At 66.7% G+C, this 18,752-nt stretch carries 8 protein-coding genes and 2 tRNA genes; 7 read left to right on the forward strand and 3 right to left on the reverse strand.

Annotation, left to right across the window (positions count from 1 at the left end; all coding sequences use genetic code 11):
• Positions 1–310 precede the first annotated feature (310 nt).
• Positions 311–2,242: an aminotransferase class I/II-fold pyridoxal phosphate-dependent enzyme gene (locus JS531_RS11110; RefSeq protein WP_240542101.1), complete on the forward strand. Its 1,932-nt coding sequence runs from the start codon at positions 311–313 to the stop codon at positions 2,240–2,242.
• 48 nt (positions 2,243–2,290) lie between these two features.
• Here the strand turns inward: JS531_RS11110 and JS531_RS07340 are convergent, their stop codons facing one another.
• Positions 2,291–2,971: a SprT-like domain-containing protein gene (locus tag JS531_RS07340; RefSeq protein WP_214314600.1), complete on the reverse strand. Its 681-nt coding sequence runs from the start codon at positions 2,969–2,971 to the stop codon at positions 2,291–2,293.
• Between the two features lie 137 nt (positions 2,972–3,108).
• Between JS531_RS07340 and JS531_RS07345 the strand changes: the two genes are divergently transcribed.
• The 3 genes from JS531_RS07345 (at position 3,109) to JS531_RS07355 (ending at position 5,225) form a co-directional block, all read left to right on the forward strand.
• A tRNA-Ile gene (locus JS531_RS07345) sits at positions 3,109–3,182 on the forward strand.
• Between the two features lie 76 nt (positions 3,183–3,258).
• Positions 3,259–3,331 (forward strand) — tRNA-Ala (locus JS531_RS07350).
• 919 nt (positions 3,332–4,250) lie between these two features.
• Positions 4,251–5,225, forward strand: a complete 975-nt coding sequence (locus tag JS531_RS07355) for a DUF5692 family protein (protein WP_214314602.1) — start codon at positions 4,251–4,253, stop codon at positions 5,223–5,225.
• Between the two features lie 384 nt (positions 5,226–5,609).
• Here the strand turns inward: JS531_RS07355 and JS531_RS07360 are convergent, their stop codons facing one another.
• Complete coding sequence (locus JS531_RS07360) at positions 5,610–7,481, reverse strand: zinc ribbon domain-containing protein (protein ID WP_214314604.1); 1,872 nt, start codon at positions 7,479–7,481, stop codon at positions 5,610–5,612.
• Positions 7,482–7,735: 254 nt separating this feature from the next.
• Here JS531_RS07360 and gdhA point away from each other — a divergent pair, with 254 nt between their 5' ends.
• Together gdhA and JS531_RS07370 are read left to right on the forward strand one after the other, a co-directional pair.
• Complete coding sequence (gene gdhA / locus JS531_RS07365) at positions 7,736–9,082, forward strand: NADP-specific glutamate dehydrogenase (RefSeq protein WP_214314606.1); 1,347 nt, start codon at positions 7,736–7,738, stop codon at positions 9,080–9,082.
• Between the two features lie 568 nt (positions 9,083–9,650).
• Positions 9,651–10,559, forward strand: a complete 909-nt coding sequence (locus JS531_RS07370) for a DMT family transporter (protein WP_214314608.1) — start codon at positions 9,651–9,653, stop codon at positions 10,557–10,559.
• Positions 10,560–10,730: 171 nt separating this feature from the next.
• Here JS531_RS07370 and JS531_RS07375 read toward each other — a convergent pair whose 3' ends face one another.
• Positions 10,731–17,105, reverse strand: a complete 6,375-nt coding sequence (locus JS531_RS07375) for a bacterial Ig-like domain-containing protein (protein ID WP_214314610.1) — start codon at positions 17,103–17,105, stop codon at positions 10,731–10,733.
• 274 nt (positions 17,106–17,379) lie between these two features.
• Here JS531_RS07375 and JS531_RS07380 point away from each other — a divergent pair, with 274 nt between their 5' ends.
• Entirely contained in the window at positions 17,380–18,594 is a 1,215-nt protein-coding gene (locus tag JS531_RS07380; protein ID WP_214314612.1) for a LacI family DNA-binding transcriptional regulator, read from the forward strand.
• Positions 18,595–18,752 lie beyond the last annotated feature (158 nt).

Below are 18,752 nucleotides of genomic sequence, written 5' to 3' on the forward strand. Positions count from 1 at the left end.
TCGATGGATGATGATGCCGACCGCTGCTGTGACTGTGTATCCATACATGGTCAACAACCGGCGACCTGTAAACCATGCCCCGAGACACCCGTCAACCATGCCCCAGGACATGGCGTCAACCATGCCCAAGGACATGGCGTCAACCATGCCCCGAGACATGCGTCAACTATCCGCTGAGACTAGACACGGACCTCTGCCGGAAACCAATCGGAAACACGACGAAACGTACTTCGCGCGCACGCGTCGGATACGGTGGGCCGCAACACGAACGCAACAGGCACGGAAGCGAAACGCAGGGGGAGGTGGACGCATGGACGACGCACACGGGCGCGACGCGCCTACGGATCGCACCGCCACAGGCGGGACCCCGACGCCGCCTGCCGCATCGGCGGCGACCGCATCGACGCGACGCCCGGAACCCACACCATCCCGCCCGGCGGCGGCCACACCGCCGGACGCACGCGTCGCCGGACCGGCGACCGCGGCGGACGTCACACAACTCGCCGCGCTCATCCTCACCCGCGAGACCGCCGCCACGCCGCAGCGCATCGTCGAATCGATCACCGCGCTCACCGCGTCGGACATCCTCGTCGAAGGCCAACGCCTCCCCACCGTGCGCGACCTGGCCGCCCACCTGCACATCAGCCCGGCCACCGTCTCCAGCGCCTACCACGCCCTTTCGCGCGCCGGCGTGCTCCGCTCCCGCGGGCGCGCGGGCACGTTCATCCTGCCGCAGTCGCGCGAACGCCGATACGGCGCCGACGACGCTCCCGCGCAACCCGACGACGCGCCGTGGGACGACGGACGCGGCGGCACCGTCACCGACCTGTCGAAAGGCACGCCCGACCTCACGCTCCTGCCGGACATCCGCCCGTTCCTCGGCAAACTCGGCAAACGCAAGGCGTTCGTCAACTCCTACGACGGCCCCACCATCCTGCCGATGCTCGAACGCGCGCTGCGGCGCAACTGGCCGTACGATCCGGAGGCGATGACGATGGTGTCCGGCGCCGGCGACGGCCTCGCCGCCGCGATGGACGCGTTCGTACGCGCCGGTGACACCGTCGTCGTCGAAACGCCCACGTATCCGGTGATCCTCGACATGGTCGCCGCGCACGGCGCCACGGCGGTGGGCGTGCCGATGGACGGCGACGGCATGCGGCCGGATCTGCTGCGCAAGGCGTTGGATGCGGCAGGCGTCGCGGGTGGGGAGGCCGGCGGGGACGCGGGCGAAGACGTGGCGGCGGGCGGCCGAGGAAGAGGCGGCCGTCCTGCCGTCGCGATGATCGTGCTGCAGCCGCGCGCGCAGAACCCCACCGGAGCCAGCCTGAGCCGGAAGCGCGTGGACGAACTCGCCGACGAACTCATCGCGTGGAGGCGGGACGCGGCGGACGGCGATGGGGCGACGGATGGCGGCGGTGAAACGGGCGGCGGTGCAACGGGCAGCGGGACGACGGGCAGCGGGACGACGGGCAGCGGGACGACGGACGTCGGCGGGGCGGCGTCGGACGGCATGCCGGTCATCGTGGAGGACGACCACAGCGGTGACGTGGCCAACGCGTACGCGGTGTCGCTGGCCCTCCGGCTGCCGGAGCACGTCATCCACATCCGCAGCTTCTCGAAATCGCACGGACCGGACCTGCGGCTCGCGGCCGTCTCAGGCACACGGCGGGCCATCGACGCGATCATCGCGCAACGACGGCTCGGCCCCGGATGGGTGAGCCGCTTCCTGCAGGAGATCCTCGTGGAGATGCTCGCCGACAAGCAGACGTTCCGCACCGTCATGAACGCGCGACACATCTACGCCACCCGCCAGAAGACCATGCACGCGCTGCTCCTGCGCTTCGGACAGGACGTGCCCGTGGGCGACGGGCTCAACCTCTGGCTGCCTGTGCGCAGCGAGGCCGCCGCCATGCGACTGCTCGCGCGGCATCATATCCGCGTGGCCGCCGGAGGGCCGTTTCGCCCGGGGCTATGGGTGGACGAGAACGGGACCATGCAGGACATGCGGGACATGCGAGACATACGGACGGGCGCCACGGGCGGCTTCGCGACGAGAACCGGGCCGGACGGCGACGCGAAATCGGACGGAACGGCGGAATCGGACGGAACGGCGGGACGTGACGCCGCGCGACGGCCGCAACCCGGCGTGCGCGTCACCATCGCATCGCCCGCGGCCGTCAACGAGCGCGTGGCGCGGCTGCTCGCGCAGGCCGCGGAAGCGGAGAAGCCGGGCGAAGCCTGACGGGACATCCGAAACCGGACAATCGGATGAAACCTGACAGGGCGACGGCTACAGCACCATGCGACGGTTAAGGTCGCGGCGCAACACGCGCCAACCGGGCAGATAGGCGTCCATGCGGCGCTGGAACCCCGGGCCATGGCCATGCTCCCACAGGTGCGTCATCTCATGGACGAGCACATACTCCAGGAACCGCGGCTCCATGAGCCCCAGCTGGAGGTTCAGACGGATGCGGCCCGTCTTGGGCGTGCAGGACCCCCATCGGCTGGTCATGCGGCGCAAGGTGACGTGCGTGGGACGTCGGCCGATGATCGGCCCCCACTTGGCGAGCAGGGCGGGCAGCGCCGCCTCGATGGCCGCGGCCGCCTCGCGACGACGGGCGTCGGTCCAAAACGGCTGGGTAGGGGAGTCGGCGGCGGGCTCGACGTCCGGCGCGACGGCCCGTCCGTCAAGCCGGTCCAGCATGACGTGGCGCGCATCCTCCATGCGTCGGCGCTGCATCACGATCCATTCACGGCGGTCACGCACGAAGGCGGTGATGGTACGCAACGGCATCCGCAACGGCGCGGACACCTCGACGCGCCCCTCCGGAGGCTTGACGCGCAGATACATGTTCCTGATGCGCTTGCGCTCGACATGCACTTCAAGCCCGTCGACGTCGAGCACGCGTTCCTCAACGGTCGCATGCGCGGCAACGCGGATGGGACCGCTGGCGACAACGCTCCTCGACATCGCATCTCCTTCCGCCGGACGTTCTCCGGTAACCGTAGGGCATGCCGCAGAACGCGACACGCCGAAGACGGTTTTCTGTTGACAGCACGAGGAATGCATGTAGTATATCCACTTGTGCGCTTTTGAAGTGCACGGACGGGCCCGTAGCTCAGGTGGTTAGAGCGCATCCCTGATAAGGATGAGGTCGGAGGTTCAAGTCCTCCCGGGCCCACAGGAAAAACCAGCGGCCATGTTTGAGCCGCTCTTTTTTTCTATCCAGAGCCGAACGATGTCACCCCTGAATGTTCGGGGCATTGGCGCAGCTGGTAGCGCATCTGCTTTGCAAGCAGAGGGTCACCGGTTCGAACCCGGTATGCTCCACGAATGACACGGTTCGGATGACTGGATGAAACCCTTGGAATCAAGCCGATTCCGAGGGTTTTTCGTTATCACGCCCAGTGCCCTTCGAGGGGTCGGGTCGGCCCTGGACGCATCGTGCATGCGCCGCCGAAGGCGGGTCCGGTGCGCGCCAAACGCGCGCATATCGCACGCATATCGCACGACGGGACGAATCCGGGGCCACAGAACCATCAGGCGCGACCCAGCAAACCGGCATCAGCACGCCCAACACAACTCACCGGCACGAACCATCGCACCCGGAACGACAATCCAGGGCATACACGCGTTCCGGACCACAGCACAGTGGGCCGGAACGCGGAAACAGGCCTTTCGCACACTCCGGGGCCACGAATCGTGCCACCGGAAGACCAATCACACGGATTTCCCCACTCCGGACCACAACCCCACGGGCCGGAACACGCAATCGCACCGTTTCCGCACTCCGGGGCCGCAGAACCATCAGGCGCGACCCAACAAACCGGCATCAGCACGCCCAACACAACCCACCGGCACGACCCACCGACCACACCCCAACGACCCACCTGTGTTGACATCATGTCAACAGCGGGTCTAGAATAAGCCGCGAGAGAAATTGACACCACGTCAACAACGCGGCGTCACCCACGCGATCGGCGGCCCGACGACGGGCGGCCGACACCACGCGACGGACCACCGCGGGCCGCCGCAACCTGCACCGCACGGCAGCCCACACCACGCGATGACCCGCACCGCACAACGGACCATCGCGGAGCTGCCACGCCGAAGCCGACGCACATACGTGCGCCCGCACGCAACCGCACGAGCCGCGGTCGCATACGGCGGATACGGCGACAACGCAACGGCTGCGGGCTGACGGACACGGCCGGACCGATCGCACGGAACCAGAAAGGAACCGGAAACCATGCTGTTTCAGGTCTACGGCGACAACGCCGTCTACCAGTGGATCGGATGGATCCTCGTCTTCTGCTGCCTCATCGGCGCCAACGAACTGGCCCGCCGCACCAAGACCGGAGGCATCATCGCCTTCCTCGTCGTGCCGGCGGTGCTGACCATCTACTTCGTGACCATCTACACGGCCGCAGCCATGGGCGCGCAGTGGGCGCTGAGCAACCCCACGTACGTCCACATGACCAGCTGGTTCCACTACGCGAAGCTCTACGCGGCCACCGCCGGCTGCATCGGCTTCATGGCGCTCAAATACAAGTGGGGCTCGATCGGCAAATCCGAATGGTTCAAGTGCTTCCCGTTTGTGATCGTCGCCATCAACATCCTCATCGCCGTGGTCTCCGACTTCGAATCCGCGTTCCGCGCCTGGGGCACCACCTGGGTCTCCACCGAAGGCGTGACCCTCATGGGCGGCTGGCACAACGTGTTCAACGGCGTGGCCGGCCTCATCAACATCGCCTGCATGACCGGCTGGTTCGGCATCTACGTGTCCAAGAAGAAGGACGACATGCTCTGGCCGGACATGACCTGGGTGTTCATCGTCGCCTACGACCTGTGGAACTTCTGCTACACGTACAACTGCCTGCCCACCCACTCCTGGTACTGCGGCCTGGCGCTGCTGCTCGCCCCCACCGTGGCCAACGCCCTGTGGAACAAGGGCGGCTGGATCCAGAACCGCGCCAACACGCTGGCCATCTGGTGCATGTTCGCGCAGGTGTTCCCGATGTTCCAGGACTACTCGGTGTTCTCCACGCAGTCGGTGAACAACCCGAACGTGAACCTGGCGGTCTCGCTGGTGGCGCTCGTCGCGAACGTGCTCGCGCTCGGCTACATCCTTGTGCGCGCGAAGCGCCAGGGCGTCAACCCGTGGACCCGCGAGGTGTTCAAGGGTACGCGGGATTATGAGCAGGCCATCGCCCGCGCGGCATGACTGCCTCACGGCTGCCGCCGCTCGGCGTCGCCTACGGGGAACCCACCGGGTTCCCCGCTTTACGGCTCCGTGAGCAGGCCATCGCCCGCGCGGCGTGATCGGCGCGTGATTGGCGCATGGCTGCGGCGTGGCCTGCCGCGTGACCCGCTGTATGACCTGCCTATGGCCGCGGTGTGGTCACCGCGTGACCCGACGCAACCAAGAAATCCCCCGTCCGGACGCATGCCCGAACGGGGGATTCCCGTATCCATGAGGCGGCCGGCCGGACCGGCCGACTCAACCAGACCACTCAGACCACTCAGACCACTCAGACCGACCGTCTCCTCAGCCCGAACAGCCTCAAGCCAACCAGCCGCCTCAACCAGCCCCGAACCAGCCCAGAACTCAGAACAGCGAGGACGAGGACGACGCATCGTTCTCGCGCTTGGCGTCCTTCATGAAGTCGGTCACATCCTCGTCGTCCACGGACACCTTGCCCTTGTCGGTGAGCTTGAGGTCCGCGGTGATGTGCGCCCGATCCTGGGTGAGGTCCAGGCTCAGCTCGTTGAGGGTCCGGCCTTCGCCGTAGTCGAGCGTGACCTCGATCTGCGGCGCCTCGCTGCGCTTGACGTCCAGCATCTGGTCGATGGCGTCGTCCAGCGACTTGCTCGCCTCTCCGGTGGTGGAGTGGTTGCTTTCCTTGATCACGCGGATCATGTAGTCGCGCATGCCGGGGTAGTCGTCCTCGTGGTCCTGCCAGTAGGCGGCGAGCCGGTGCACGAACTCGGCGATGTCGAACTCATAGGTGAGCTTCGTGGATCCGGTGGAGGTGCGCTCGGATTTCTTCGTGGGGAAGATCGCCTCGTCCACATCCTTCTTCTCCAGTTCCTCGCCGAAGAACTTCATCGAGAACTTGGCGATGTCCTTCGCTTCGTCGTCGGTGGGTTGGGTGCGTTTCATCTGGTCGAGGTAGTCGTCGAGCGATTCGTCGCCGTTCGCCTTGGCCGACTGCTCGAGGAACGTCTTCTGCGCGCCGGCGATGTCCCATTTGCCGTTCTTGACGAGCGCGTCCTTGGTGTCGAGGACCACCTGCGACCATTCGCGTCCGAGGCTGCTGCGCAGTCCGCTGCGGAGCTTCTCGCCGCTCATGTAGTAGTAGAAGTCCTGGTCCATGTCCCCATACCAGTCGAGGCCGGACATGTATTCGTTCTTCTCGTAGAGGCCGACGTTTCCGTGCTGCCATGCGCCGCGCACGGTCATGTAGTCCGGCATCTTGGCTTCCACGTACAGCATCGATTCGTCGGTGGTCTTGCCGAGCGAGTACGCGCCGGAGAACGTGGCCTTGCTGCCGGATTCGCCCGAGTCGATGGCGAGTTCGTAGCGTGTGCTCTGCAGGTCTTCGATCGACGCGAGCGCGTCGTAGGTGACGACGAGCGGGTTGTTGGGGCGGAATCCGAGCATCATCTTCACGGCGGTGAGGTTCGGGATGATGAACGCAAGCGCCACGACGAGGATGACGGCCACGACGCCGCCGATGATGCCGGCGATGGCGCCGCCGCCCAGTCCGCGTTTGCGCGGCGCGGGCGCCGGGATGGGGGCCGCACCGGGTGCGCCGGGGACCGGAACGCCCGGCACGCCCGCGCCCGGTACGCCCGGCACGCCGGGCAGGGGGACGCCGCCCGGTCCGGGAACACCCGGTCCCGGCACACCCGGTACGCCGTTTCCGGGCACGCCCTGCACGGGAGCCCCCGGCATGGCGGGCGATTCCGGCAGCGGCACGCCGCCGCCCGGCACGCTTTCGACGGCGGGAACGCCGTATGCGCCGGCTGCGATGTTGCCGTCCGATGCCGGTACGCCCGGCTGGCCCGTCCACCCCTGCTGGACCGGTTGGGCCTGCTGGACCGGCTGCCCCGGCAGCGGCGGCATGGTCTGGGTGGCCGCGGCGCCCGATACGGCGCCGGGCAGAGGTGGCATGGTCTGCGTCGCCGCGTTCGACATGGCCGCGCCGGGCAGCGGAGGCAGCGCTTGCGTCTCGGCCGCGGCCGACTGCGGCATGACGGGGATGGCCTGCGTGGGCTGCCGGTCGGCCGGCGTGGCGGCTTGCGTGGGGATCGATGCCGTCTGGCCGTAGGATCCGTAGGGCTGCGCCGACGGTGCGGACGCGTCCTGTCCCCGGTATCCCGCGGATGGTTCCGCGCCGGCCGCGGGAGCTCCGCAGGAGCCGCAGAACGTTGCACCGTCGGCGATTGGTTGTCCGCAATGTGCGCAGTATTTCATGTCGCACCCACCCTTCTTCATCGTGGTTTGGAGAACCCGCCCAAGCCTGCGCCGGTTCGACGATGACCCTTGCGAAAGCCCCGAAAACCTCTTCCTCGATACGGCCATTGTACCGCCGGAGCACCTGCCCGCTCCGGACCGGCACGCACGTCCCCTCCCGCAATCGCCCGTGGACAGACCTCTTGCCGTGACGCGGGACGCACGCCTACAATCGGAATCGTCTATCAATGATCCAACCCAAAGGGGAGTAATCCATGCTCACGGACGAGTACGTCAAGCGCGTCTACGCGCAGGTCGAGAAGCGCGACGGCGACCAGCCGGAATTCCTGCAGGCCGTGCAGGAGGTCTTCGAAAGCCTTCAGCCGGTGGTCGAGAAGCACCCGGAATACGAGAAGGCGGGCGTGCTGGAGCGCCTTGTGGAGCCGGAGCGCGTGGTCAAGTTCCGCGTCGCCTGGACCGACGACGAAGGCAAGGTGCAGGTGAACCGCGGCTACCGCGTGCAGTTCAACTCCGCCATCGGACCGTACAAGGGCGGTCTGCGTTTCCACCCCACCGTCAATGAGGGCGTCATCAAGTTCCTCGGCTTCGAGCAGATCCTCAAGAACAGCCTGACCACGCTGCCGATGGGCGGCGGCAAGGGCGGCTCCGACTTCGACCCGAAGGGCAAGTCCGACGCCGAGGTCATGCGCTTCTGCCAGGCGTTCATGACCGAACTGTGCCGTCACATCGGCCAGTTCACCGACGTTCCCGCCGGCGACATCAACGTGGGCGCGCGTGAGATTGGCTACCTGTTCGGCCAGTACAAGCGCATCCGCGACGAATACTCCGGCGTGCTCACCGGCAAGGGCCTGGAGTTCGGCGGCTCGCTTGCCCGCACCGAGGCCACCGGCTACGGCGTCTGCTACTACACGCAGGAGGCGCTGCGCGTGCTGCGCGGTGATTCGTTCGAAGGCAAGACCGTCGTGATCTCCGGCTCCGGCAACGTGGCCATCTACGCCACCGAGAAGGCCGAGCAGCTGGGCGCGAAGGTCGTCACCGTGTCCGATTCCAACGGCTACGTCTACGATCCGGACGGCATCAAGGTCGACGTGGTCAAGCAGATCAAGGAAGTGGAGCGCGGCCGCATCAAGGAGTACGCGGAACGCGTGCCGGGCGCCGAATACCATGAGGGCTGCTCCGGCGTGTGGACCGTGCCGTGCGACATCGCGCTGCCGTGCGCCACGCAGAACGAGATCGACGGCGCTTCGGCCGAGGCGCTCGTCGCCGGCGGCTGCAAGGTCGTGTGCGAAGGCGCGAACATGCCGTCCACGCCGGAAGCCATCGCCGTGTACCAGAAGAACGGCCTGCTGTACGGCCCGGCCAAGGCCGCGAACGCGGGCGGCGTGGCCGTCTCCGGCCTCGAGATGAGCCAGAACAGCTACCGTCTCTCCTGGACGTTCGAGGAGGTCGACGCGAAGCTCAAGTCCATCATGGAGTCCATCGTGGCGGAGTCGCTGAAGGCGGCGAAGGAGTACGGCCACGAAGGCGATCTGATGCTCGGCGCGAACGCCGCCGGCTTCGTCAAGGTCGCCAACGCGATGGTCGCCCAGGGCGTGCTGTGACCCGCATGGGGCGTGCGTAGGCCGCACGGTCGCGTACGCACCCGGCAATGACGAACAGGGCCGGTGTCGGCGGCAGGTACCCGCTGCCGACACCGGCCCTCCCGTATCCGTGCCGGCACGACACGCGCGTCGACGGAACGGTCATCATCCACGTCTCTCGGCAATGACATGTCGGTGTCCCATCGGACACCGCCGGTCTCCCCACCTGCCGAACACCACACCTATCGGGCTTCATCGGATGCCACCGTGCGACGCCCTGCCGACGGCACCGCCGCACGACAATCAGGACGGCGCCTGCCGCAACGGCCGCACGGCACCACGCATCGCACACCCCGGCGCCGCCACGCACAGCACACACCATAGCGTCGTCGCGCCACACGCACGTCGCACGGCATCGTCGCACACCGCATGCCGCCATCGTGCGCCGACCGCACGTCGCACGCACCCCATCGCACGTTTTCCGCGCACCCCGGCCAGCCCGACGCGCGACGCGCGTACACTGCGTGACGTGTCGCAGTTCGATCCCGCATTGAGCAGCCGCCCGACGCCAGCATGGCTCGGACGGCTGTTGCTGCTTGCCACCGCGGCCGGATGGGGTGGCGGCTACACGTTCTCGTCGATCGTGACAGGTCACGTCACCGTGCAGTGGATGATGGCGATCCGCCTGTTGTTCGGCACGGCGGTCATCGGTCTGCTGGCGTTCCGGCGCATCCGTCGCATGCCGTTCGCGCGCATCGCGATTCCCGGCCTGCTGCTCGCCGTCTCCTATTGGGCGGCGTTCCTCGTGCAGATGACCGGTCTGACGATGACCGCTCCGGGGCGCAACGCGTTCCTTACGGCCACATACTGCGTGCTGGTGCCGTTCCTGGTGTGGATGCTGACGAAACGCCGGCCGGCGAAGCGGAATCTGGCGGCCGCGGCCGTCTGTCTGGTGGGTGTCGGGTTCGTCTCGATGGCGGAGGCGGGTGCCGGCGGTGGGGTCGGCGGCGCCGGTGGCATCGGCACACTCGGAGGGCTGATCGACCCGGGCGACCTGGTCTCGTTGGCGGGAGGCGCGCTGTTCGGCCTGAACATCACGCTGACCGGCATGCTGGCGAAGCAGTACGATGCGATGACGCTCACGTTCTATGAGTTCGGTTTCGCGTGCGTGCTGTTCGCCGCGGGCGGCCTGCTGTTCGACCCGCTGCCCACACGCGGCTGGTTCACGCCGGAGGTCATCGGTTCGTTCGTGTATCTGGTGCTGGTGTCCACGCTGATGGCGCAGATCTTCCAGAACATCGCGTTCGCCTGCGTGCCTTCGAGCCAGGGGTCGCTGATCCTGTGTCTGGAGAGCGTGTTCGGCGTGCTGTTCTCGGTGCTGCTGACCGGCGAGCGCGTCACCGTGCCGACCGCCGTCGGGTTCGCGCTGATCTTCTGTGCGATTCTGTTGTCCGAAGTACGATTGTCCACGTTGCGTTCGCTGATGCATCGGCGATAGCGGCCGATAGTGGCCGATAACGAAACAGGCTGGACACGGGCTGACGAACCGCATCGCCGTCCTCCGGGCAGATACGCGAACAGGGCCGCCGCCCCTCCCGAGGGAAGGGCGACGACCCTGTCAGTCGGCCATCAGTCGGCTACCGCCGAGCGGCCAGCCGAACCAACCGAATCAGGCGTCGCGGCGACGACGCAGCACCGTCAGCGCAACGCCCGCGCCGAGCAGCGCCACCGCGGCAAGCACGGCCACCGTCACCGAGGCACCGGTCTTCGACAGACCCGCACCCGGCTTCTTCGCACCGTTCGCACCGTTACCAGAGCCGTTACCGGAACCGCCCTGGCCGCCCTGACCGGAGTTGCCACCCTGGCCCTGGCCCTGACCGCTGTTACCGCCTTCACCGGCGGCCTTCGCCTTGACCTTCACGGTGAAGGTGACGGGCTTGAGGCCCTCGGCCGCATCCTTGCCGGTGTAGGTCACGGTGACCTTGACCGCGTCGGACGCCTTCGAGGAGTCGAAGCCGGTGAGCACGTAGTCCTCGCCGAGCTTGAGCTCGCGGGTCTTGCCGTCGGACAGCGTGGCGGTCACCTTGAGGCCGTCCGCGGAGAACGCGTCACCCACGGTGTATTCGGTCTTGGTGGGGCCGGAAGTCACGGCGATGGACTTGACCGTCACCGTGGCGGGCGGCGTGACCGGCTTGGCGTTGACGGTCACCTCGTAGGAGGCGGTCTTGGTGGCGTCGTCCTTGAGGGCGACGGTCACGGTGACCTTCTTGCCGCCGAGGGCTTCGGCGAACGGCTTGGTCAGATCGACCGCCTTGCCGTCGGGGTCCACCGCGGACACGGTGTAGCCGTCGGAACCGACTTCGACCGGGTCGCCGGAGGACATGGTCTTGGCGACCTTGAGGCCGTCCGCGGAGAAGGTGTCGCCGACGGTGTACTCGGTGTCCGCGCCGGTGGCGTCCACGGTGATGCCGGTCACCGTGGGTTCGGGTTCGGGCTCGCCCTTCGCCGTCACCGCGGTGCCGTCGAAGATGACGGTGTAGTCGCCCTTGGCGTTGTTGGAGGTGGCGAACACGCCGACGTCGAGACGTTCGGCGGCGTCATCGCCCAGGGTCACCTTGCCGAGGCTCTTCCACTCGTCGGATCCGGCGAGGCGGGTGAAGCCTTCGAGTTCGGTGGCGCTGTTGCGCACGAGCTTGAGGGAGACCGGCGTGTCGACGGAGCTGGCGGCTTCGGCGACGGTGTCGGACTGCTTGTCGATGAACCCGTTGTTGTTGGAGTCCGTCTGGAAGTAGGCTCCGTTCGGGCTGGCGGCGAGCAGCGCGTAGCCGTGGGCCTTGCCCTGGCCGGCGGCGCTCAGGTCGTTGCGCACGATGATGCCGGCGCGCGGATCGGTGTTGTTGCCGGCCTGCGAGGAGGTGATGGTCGTCTCGATGGAGTCGCCCACGCCGAGCTTCGCGGACTGGTAGATGGCGGAGAGGTTGTCCTTGTTCGTCCAGGCGCCGTTGTTGGAGGCGTCGGTGACGAGGAACGAGCCGTCGGTCTCACCTTGGCAGAACGTGCCGGCGTTGCCCCAGCTCGTGGTCTTCCACGGGTCGGAGACAGCCTTGCAGCCTTCCGTGGTGGTGGTGAAGCGCACCGTGTAGACGCGCGTCTTGGTCGGGTCCGTCTTGGAGGTGACGGTGATGATGGCGCGTGCGGTGTTCACGTCGGTCGTCACGGTCACGTCGTCCGGGTTGGCTGCGACGGCGTCGACGGTCGGGGCCTTGCCCCAGGCGCCGATGTTCACGCCGTACGTGGTGGTGCCGCCGTCGAAGTTGGCCACGGCCTTGCCGTCGATGGTGATGGACGCGAGGTTGAGCGGGTTGTCGGCCGTCTCGTCCCAGTAGTTCAGGCCCCAGCCGTCGCCGTACGCGGAGGCGTCCTGCGTGGCGGGGTTCTGCATGGTGAGCGCACCGGTGGTCTGGTTCACGGAGATCGGCAGCCACACGTAGGTGGAGCTGGCCTTGCCGGAGTTCCAGCGGTCGCCGATGTAGATGAACTTGTTCTCGGCCACCTTGAACACGGAGGCGGTCTGCGAGCCGAACGTGGAGCCGCGGGTGTCGCCCACGCTCAGCAGGCCGTCGGCGCCTTCGGGCAGGGCGCTGAACGCGGTGTTCTCGTACTGGTCGTCGGCCTGAACGCCGCGGATCCACGTGCCGAACACGGTGTCCGACGTGTAGTAGGTCTGCTTGTTCGGGGCCCATCCGGTGGCGCCGGAGGCGACGATGTAGTACTTGCCGTTGTTCTTGAACATGGCGGGCGCTTCGAGCATGCCGCGGTCCTTGACGATGACGAAGTCCTGTCCGGAGACCGGTGCGCCGTCGCCGCCGTCGGCCAGCGTGTACGGGTACTCGCCGCTTTCGGAGTACTGCAGGTCGACGTCGGCCACCTTGGACGTGTCCTTCGTGGTCTTGACCACGTTGGTGTAGTCGTCGTTGAGCTTGGCGATGTACAGCGTGCGGTTCTCCTCGGAGGAGTAGATCACGTACGCGGTGCCGTCGTCGTCCTGGAAGACCGTCATGTCGCGGGAGCCGCCGGGCACGGCGTTCTTGTGGCCGGTCTTGTAGTCCTGGCGGTTGGGCAGGCGGTAGGCGCCGACCATCTTGAACGGTCCGGTGGGGGAGTCGGAGACGGCCACGCCGGCCAGGGAGCGCTCGTAGTTGGCGGTCGATTCGACGGTCTTGGTGCCGTCCGCGTGCCACCACATCACGTACTTCTTGGTCTTGGCGTTGTAGAGCACCTTCGGGCGTTCGAAGATCGCATTCTCGTTGTCCTTGACGCCGTCGCCGTTCTCGTCGGTGTTGGTGTTGAGGTAGAACGCGAGCTTCTTGGCCTTGGCTTCGTCGAACTTGCCGGACGCGTCCTTCAGACCGTACAGGTCGGTGAAGTAGCTGTCGTCCTTGAGTTCGTCATCGTAGTAGATGGAGCGCAGGGCCACGCCCTGGTCCGTCCAATTCATGAGGTCCTCGGACCGGTAGACGTGCACGCCGTGCGAGTTGTAGTAGCCGGAGGAGCGGTCCTCGCCATACCAGTAGTACACGGTCTTGCCGTTCTCCTGGACGGGCACGATCTGGCCGCCGTGGGCCTGGATGTGCTCGCCGCTGGTGGAGTCGGCGGAGTCCTTGGCGTACCAGAGCGGCTGGAAGTAGTTCTTGTCCTTGGTGCCGGGGTCGGCGATGGCTTCGAACTTGGTGTAGGTGGGGACCTTGTCCGTGGTGGGCACGTCGGTGGCCGGCGGGTTCGGCTTGGTGGCGCCGGACTCGACGGGCAGGGTGACGTCGAGCGTGGGGGCCTGCGCGGCCTTGGCGCCGTAGGTGCCTTCGGCGGCGCCCTTCGTGTTCACGAAGTACAGCTCGTCGTTGGCGTACTTGCCGCCGACGGCCAGCGTGAGCGTGGTCTTGCCGGCCTTGAGCGCGTCCTGCACGGCCTTGGTGACGTCAACGGTCACGGTGGCACCGTCGACGGATCCGGGCACGTCGCTGCGGACTTCGTTGTTGCCGTTGTCGAACGCGGCGGAGGTGGTGGTCGCGTCGGCGGCGGCGTCGAAGTTCGGGCGGGTGTTCCAGGTCATGCCGGCGAGCGTGCCGTCGAAGGCGGTGCCGTCGAGGCGCTTGTCGGCGTTCACCGGTGCAACGACGATCTGTTCGTCGGCGCGGTTGGCGGTGTCGTAGCGGCGTCCGATGAGCGTGAGCTTGAGCTGTGCAAGCGAGGGCTCCTTGTCCTTGAACTGGGAGAGGTCGAACTGGACGAAGCCGAGTTTGACGTCGGTGCCGTCACCGGTGCTGGTGCTCTTGTTCTGCTCGCCGAGCAGGCCCTTGCCGTCCGCGTTGCGCACGGCGAAGTAGCCGGCGGTGTTCTTGTTGCCGGGATTCGTGCTGTAGTCGTTGTTCTTGTTCGTCTTCCAGGAGGCGACGTAGGCGTCGGCGCTGGAGGTGACGGTCTTGACTTCGGACTTGGCGGAGATCACCTTGATGGTGACGGTCTTGACGGTGGGGTCGTAGTCGCCCGCCTGGGCGCCGGCGTCGGCCGCGGTGAACGTGACCGGGTATTCGCCGATCTGGTCCTCACCCGGGGTCCAGGTGAGCTTGTTGGCGGCGGGGTCGAACGAAGCGCCCTTGAGGCCGGACAGGTCGGAGGTGGTGATCTTGACGTTGTCGCCGTTCGCCACGTCCGGGTCGTTCACGGTCACGTCGAGCGAGAGCTGTTCGCCGGCCTTGACGGTGATGGAGTCGGAGTCCGGGGAGGTGAACGTGGGCACGGTGTTCTGCTTGACGTCCTGCGTCTTGCCGTCCGCGTCCGTGTACGTGTAGGCGAGCTTGCCCACGGCGTTCTGCGCGAAGGTGACCTGGTTGCTGTACTGCACCTGCTTGCCGCCCACGTACAGGTCGTTGACGGTGGCGTTGGTGGTGTTGGTGAGGTCGAAGCGCGCGTTCGCGTTGGAGAACCAGACCTTGTCGATGGTCACGTTGCCGATGGGCGTGCGGTCGACGTTGTAGTCCTTGCCGGAGCCGTCCGGGTTGGGACGGTAGCCGTTGGCCGCCTGGTCGGCCGCCTTGACGGTGACCTTGCTGGAGCCGTCGGCGCCGTTGATGTCGAAGTTCCTGCCCACGCGGGAGGTGTCGAACGAGGAGTTCGTGATGACGATGTTCTCGTAGCGCGGGTAGATGTCGGTGTGGTTCTGGATGGTGATGGCGCGGCCGCCGCCCTGGAAGCCCAGGGAGTTGAAGTTGTTGAACGTGTAGTTCTTCAGCTGGTAGCCGTGGGCCTCATGGCCGAGGCGGATGCCGTTGCCGGCCGCCACGGACCATCCGAGCGTGTTGTTGAGGGTGATGTCGTGGCTGTCGGCGTCGTCCCAGTCGTCGTTGTCGACGCCATGGGAGGCGACGAACGCGTCGTAGGCGCCGACGGAGTCGTCGTAGCCCTGGATGTTGGGGTTGGAGCCGTTGAAGCCGAACATCTTGTTGTAGAGGTCGGGCTTGTCGTACTGGTACCAGCGGCCGGGGTTGTAGTGGCCGGAGGCGAAGGTGTCGTCGTTGCCGAGCGTGAGCGCGCCGTTGACGGTGAGGTTCTGGCCGGAGGCGAAGTCCATGCCGTCGCCCCAGGGCATGCCGTACGGGGTGAGGCCCTTGATGTTGTTGAACGTCACGTTCTTGGCGGTGTGCGTCTCCCAGTTCCACTGCTTGGCGCCGCGCATGTACGTGTCGTTGAAGGTGATGTCGCTGGAGTGGACGACCATGACGCCGGCCTGGTGCTGGCTCATGTAGGCGTCGTTCCTGTCGCCGGAGGCGCCCTTGTTGCGGCCGGAGTAGTTCTTCACGCCGTTGCCGTCGTAGATGCCGCGGCCGGAGATCTCGATGTTCTTGGAGTTCCAGATGCCGATGGCGGGCTCCTGGGCCTCACGGTAGGCCTGCACGCGGTTGAGCATGAGCGCGCCGTCTTCGGTGTAGATCTTGAGCGTGCCGCCCTTGACCTTGCTGCCGTCGACGCCGTTGACGTCGAGGCCGCCCCAGGTGTAGGTGCCGTCGGGGAGGTACAGGGTGTTGAGGGTGGCGCCCTTGTTCTCGATGAAGTCGAAGGCAGCCTGCAGCGCGTAGGTGGAGTCGTCGGCGCTCATCTTACGCTGGTTCGGGTAGGCGACGTCGACGGTGGAGGCGTCGACGATCTTGCCTTCGGAGGTGACGCCCTTGGCGGTCTGTCCTCCGATTTCGGTGCCTTTGCCGTCGTTCCACAGCGAGGTGTGGTGGGAGGCGATGGCCTCCTGCTTCTTCACGGTGGTCTTGCCGTCGGGCAGTTTCGTCCCGGCGTCCGATTCGAGGTACTTCTTGGCGAAGGTCTGGAAGTTGACGACGCCGGTGGTCTCGTTGTAGCCCCACGCCTTCTCGTCGGCGGAGGAGCCAGCGGCGGCGTCCGGCTTGGCGGCGTCCTCTTCGAGCGGGTCGTTGATGACGGCGAGGTACGGCTTGCCGTCCTTGTTGGTGGCGTCGCCGTTGATCATGACGATGACGTAGTTGAGGGACTGCTCCATCTGGAAGGTCAGCGTGTGCTTGTCCGGGCTGACGGTGTACTTGCCCTCGTAGTAGTGCTCGGGGTAGATGTGGACGGTGTTGATCTCCACGTTCGGCAGGGTGACTTCGAGCTTCGGCGTGCGCGAGTTGGAGGCGAAGCGCGCGATGTCGAAGTGGTAGCCGGCGTCCGAGCCGGGGTAGTTCGCTGCGGCGTTGTATTGCACCGTCTCCACGTCCGTGCCGTTCGCCTTGACCTGGTACTTGGTCGAGGCCACGTCCGGCGTGGCGGTCTTGTCGCCGAGCACGTCGGTGCCGGCGCCGGTGGCCGCGTAGGTGTGGATCGTGCCGTTGTCCGTGTAGTCCGCTTCATCGGCCACTGCGGTCGATGCGGCGAACGGCACGATGGTCAGCATCATCGCCGCGCCGGCGATGGCGGCCATCACCTTGCGCAGGGCTCCTCCGCCCGCGCTCGGTGTGGGTTCAGCATGAAGTCGCTTCATTGCTGTCCTTCCTTCCTTGGAATCTCCTATCGATTCCGTTTGCTCCCGATTCCCGATCACTACGGTTCGTGACCGATCATCAGCAATCATCATACATGATTTTGTAAGCGCTTATAACTTTGATTCTCCAGCGTGTCTAAGCGCTTACGGTGTGGCGCGTTCCACCGGGCCGCCTATCATGTGATGTGATACGTAACATCCCTTCACCGGCCATCGCGCGAGGTCGCCCCTTGCCGTGAGACCGCGACCGACCAGCACACAGGACCGGACCACCATGACCACGACATCGCACGCCACCACCACGGACGCCGAAACGACCGCCGCCACGGCCGGAAAGCCGGCGGACGCCGGTGACGCACGTGCGCCACGGCAGGAGCGCCCGGCGCACGACGCATCGGACGCCACGGCGACGCCCACGGCCGCACCGCAGGCGTCGGCCGTCGCACCGCCGCAGGACAAGCCCAAGGCGACCATCTACGACGTGGCCGAACGCGCCGGCGTCTCCTACGCCACCGTCTCCCGCTACCTCAACGGGCATCCCAACGTCGCCGCCAAAACCGCGGCCCGCATCGACAAGGCCATCGCGGAGACCGACTACACGCCCAGCGCCAACGCGCGCTCGCTCGCGCAGCAGCGCACCCACCTCATCGCGCTCATCATCCACGGACAATCGCAGGACATCCTCACCGACCCCAACATCCTCCAGATCATGGCCAGCGCCAACGCACGCGTCACCGAGGAGGGCTGGCAACTCGTCACCCTCATGAGCGAGAACGACACGTCCACGCAGAACATCGCGCGCATGGTGGCCGGCGGATTCGCCGACGGCTACCTGCTGTTCACGCTCGAACGCCACGACCCCATCCTCGACGTGTTCGCGAAGCGCCCCATCCCCGCCGCCATCTCCGGCACCGGATTCAAGGAGGTCATGCCCTGCCCGTCCGTGGACGTGGACAACCTCGGCGCGATGAGCGGGCTCGTGCGCCACGTGCTCATGCCGGACGGGCACACACTCGAACGCCGCCACCCCGCCTACATCTGCGGCCCCATGAACATGCCCGGCGCACCGGAGCGCATGGCCGCGTTCGTCAACGTCACCAACGAACTGCTGCCCACCGGCGAGGACCATCCGGTGAGCTACGTGGACGACTGGAAGACCGCCTCCGGCGCCGCCGTGGTGCACGGCTGGCACGAGGACGGCACGCTCGAAGGGCTCGACGCCATCGTGTGCGCCAACGACACGCTCGCCGTGGGCGTCATCGAGGAGCTGCACCGTCTGGGCCGCGCCGTGCCGCGCGACGTGGCCGTCTCCGGCTTCGACAACAGCGTCGCCGCCACGTCCATCACGCCGGCGCTCACCACCGTGGACCAGCACATGGAGCTCCGCGGCCGCGTGATGGCGCAGATCGTCATCGACGCCATCAACGGCATCCGCTCCCCGCACACCGTGTACGTGGACACCGACCTGGTGGTGCGCCAGTCGGCGTGAGGACGTGTGGGGCGGCCTAAGGCGCGCGTGGAATGGCGCGCGCCGGACGGCGTACGCATCGCGCACATCGCACGCATCGCGCAACGACAGTGAGGCCCGGAATCCCATCGGATTCCGGGCCTCACTGCGTCATCGGACGTCACGCGTCGTCATCGGCC

This window comes from Bifidobacterium sp. CP2 (genome assembly GCF_018555635.1).
GTDB lineage: Bacteria > Actinomycetota > Actinomycetes > Actinomycetales > Bifidobacteriaceae > Bifidobacterium > Bifidobacterium saguinibicoloris.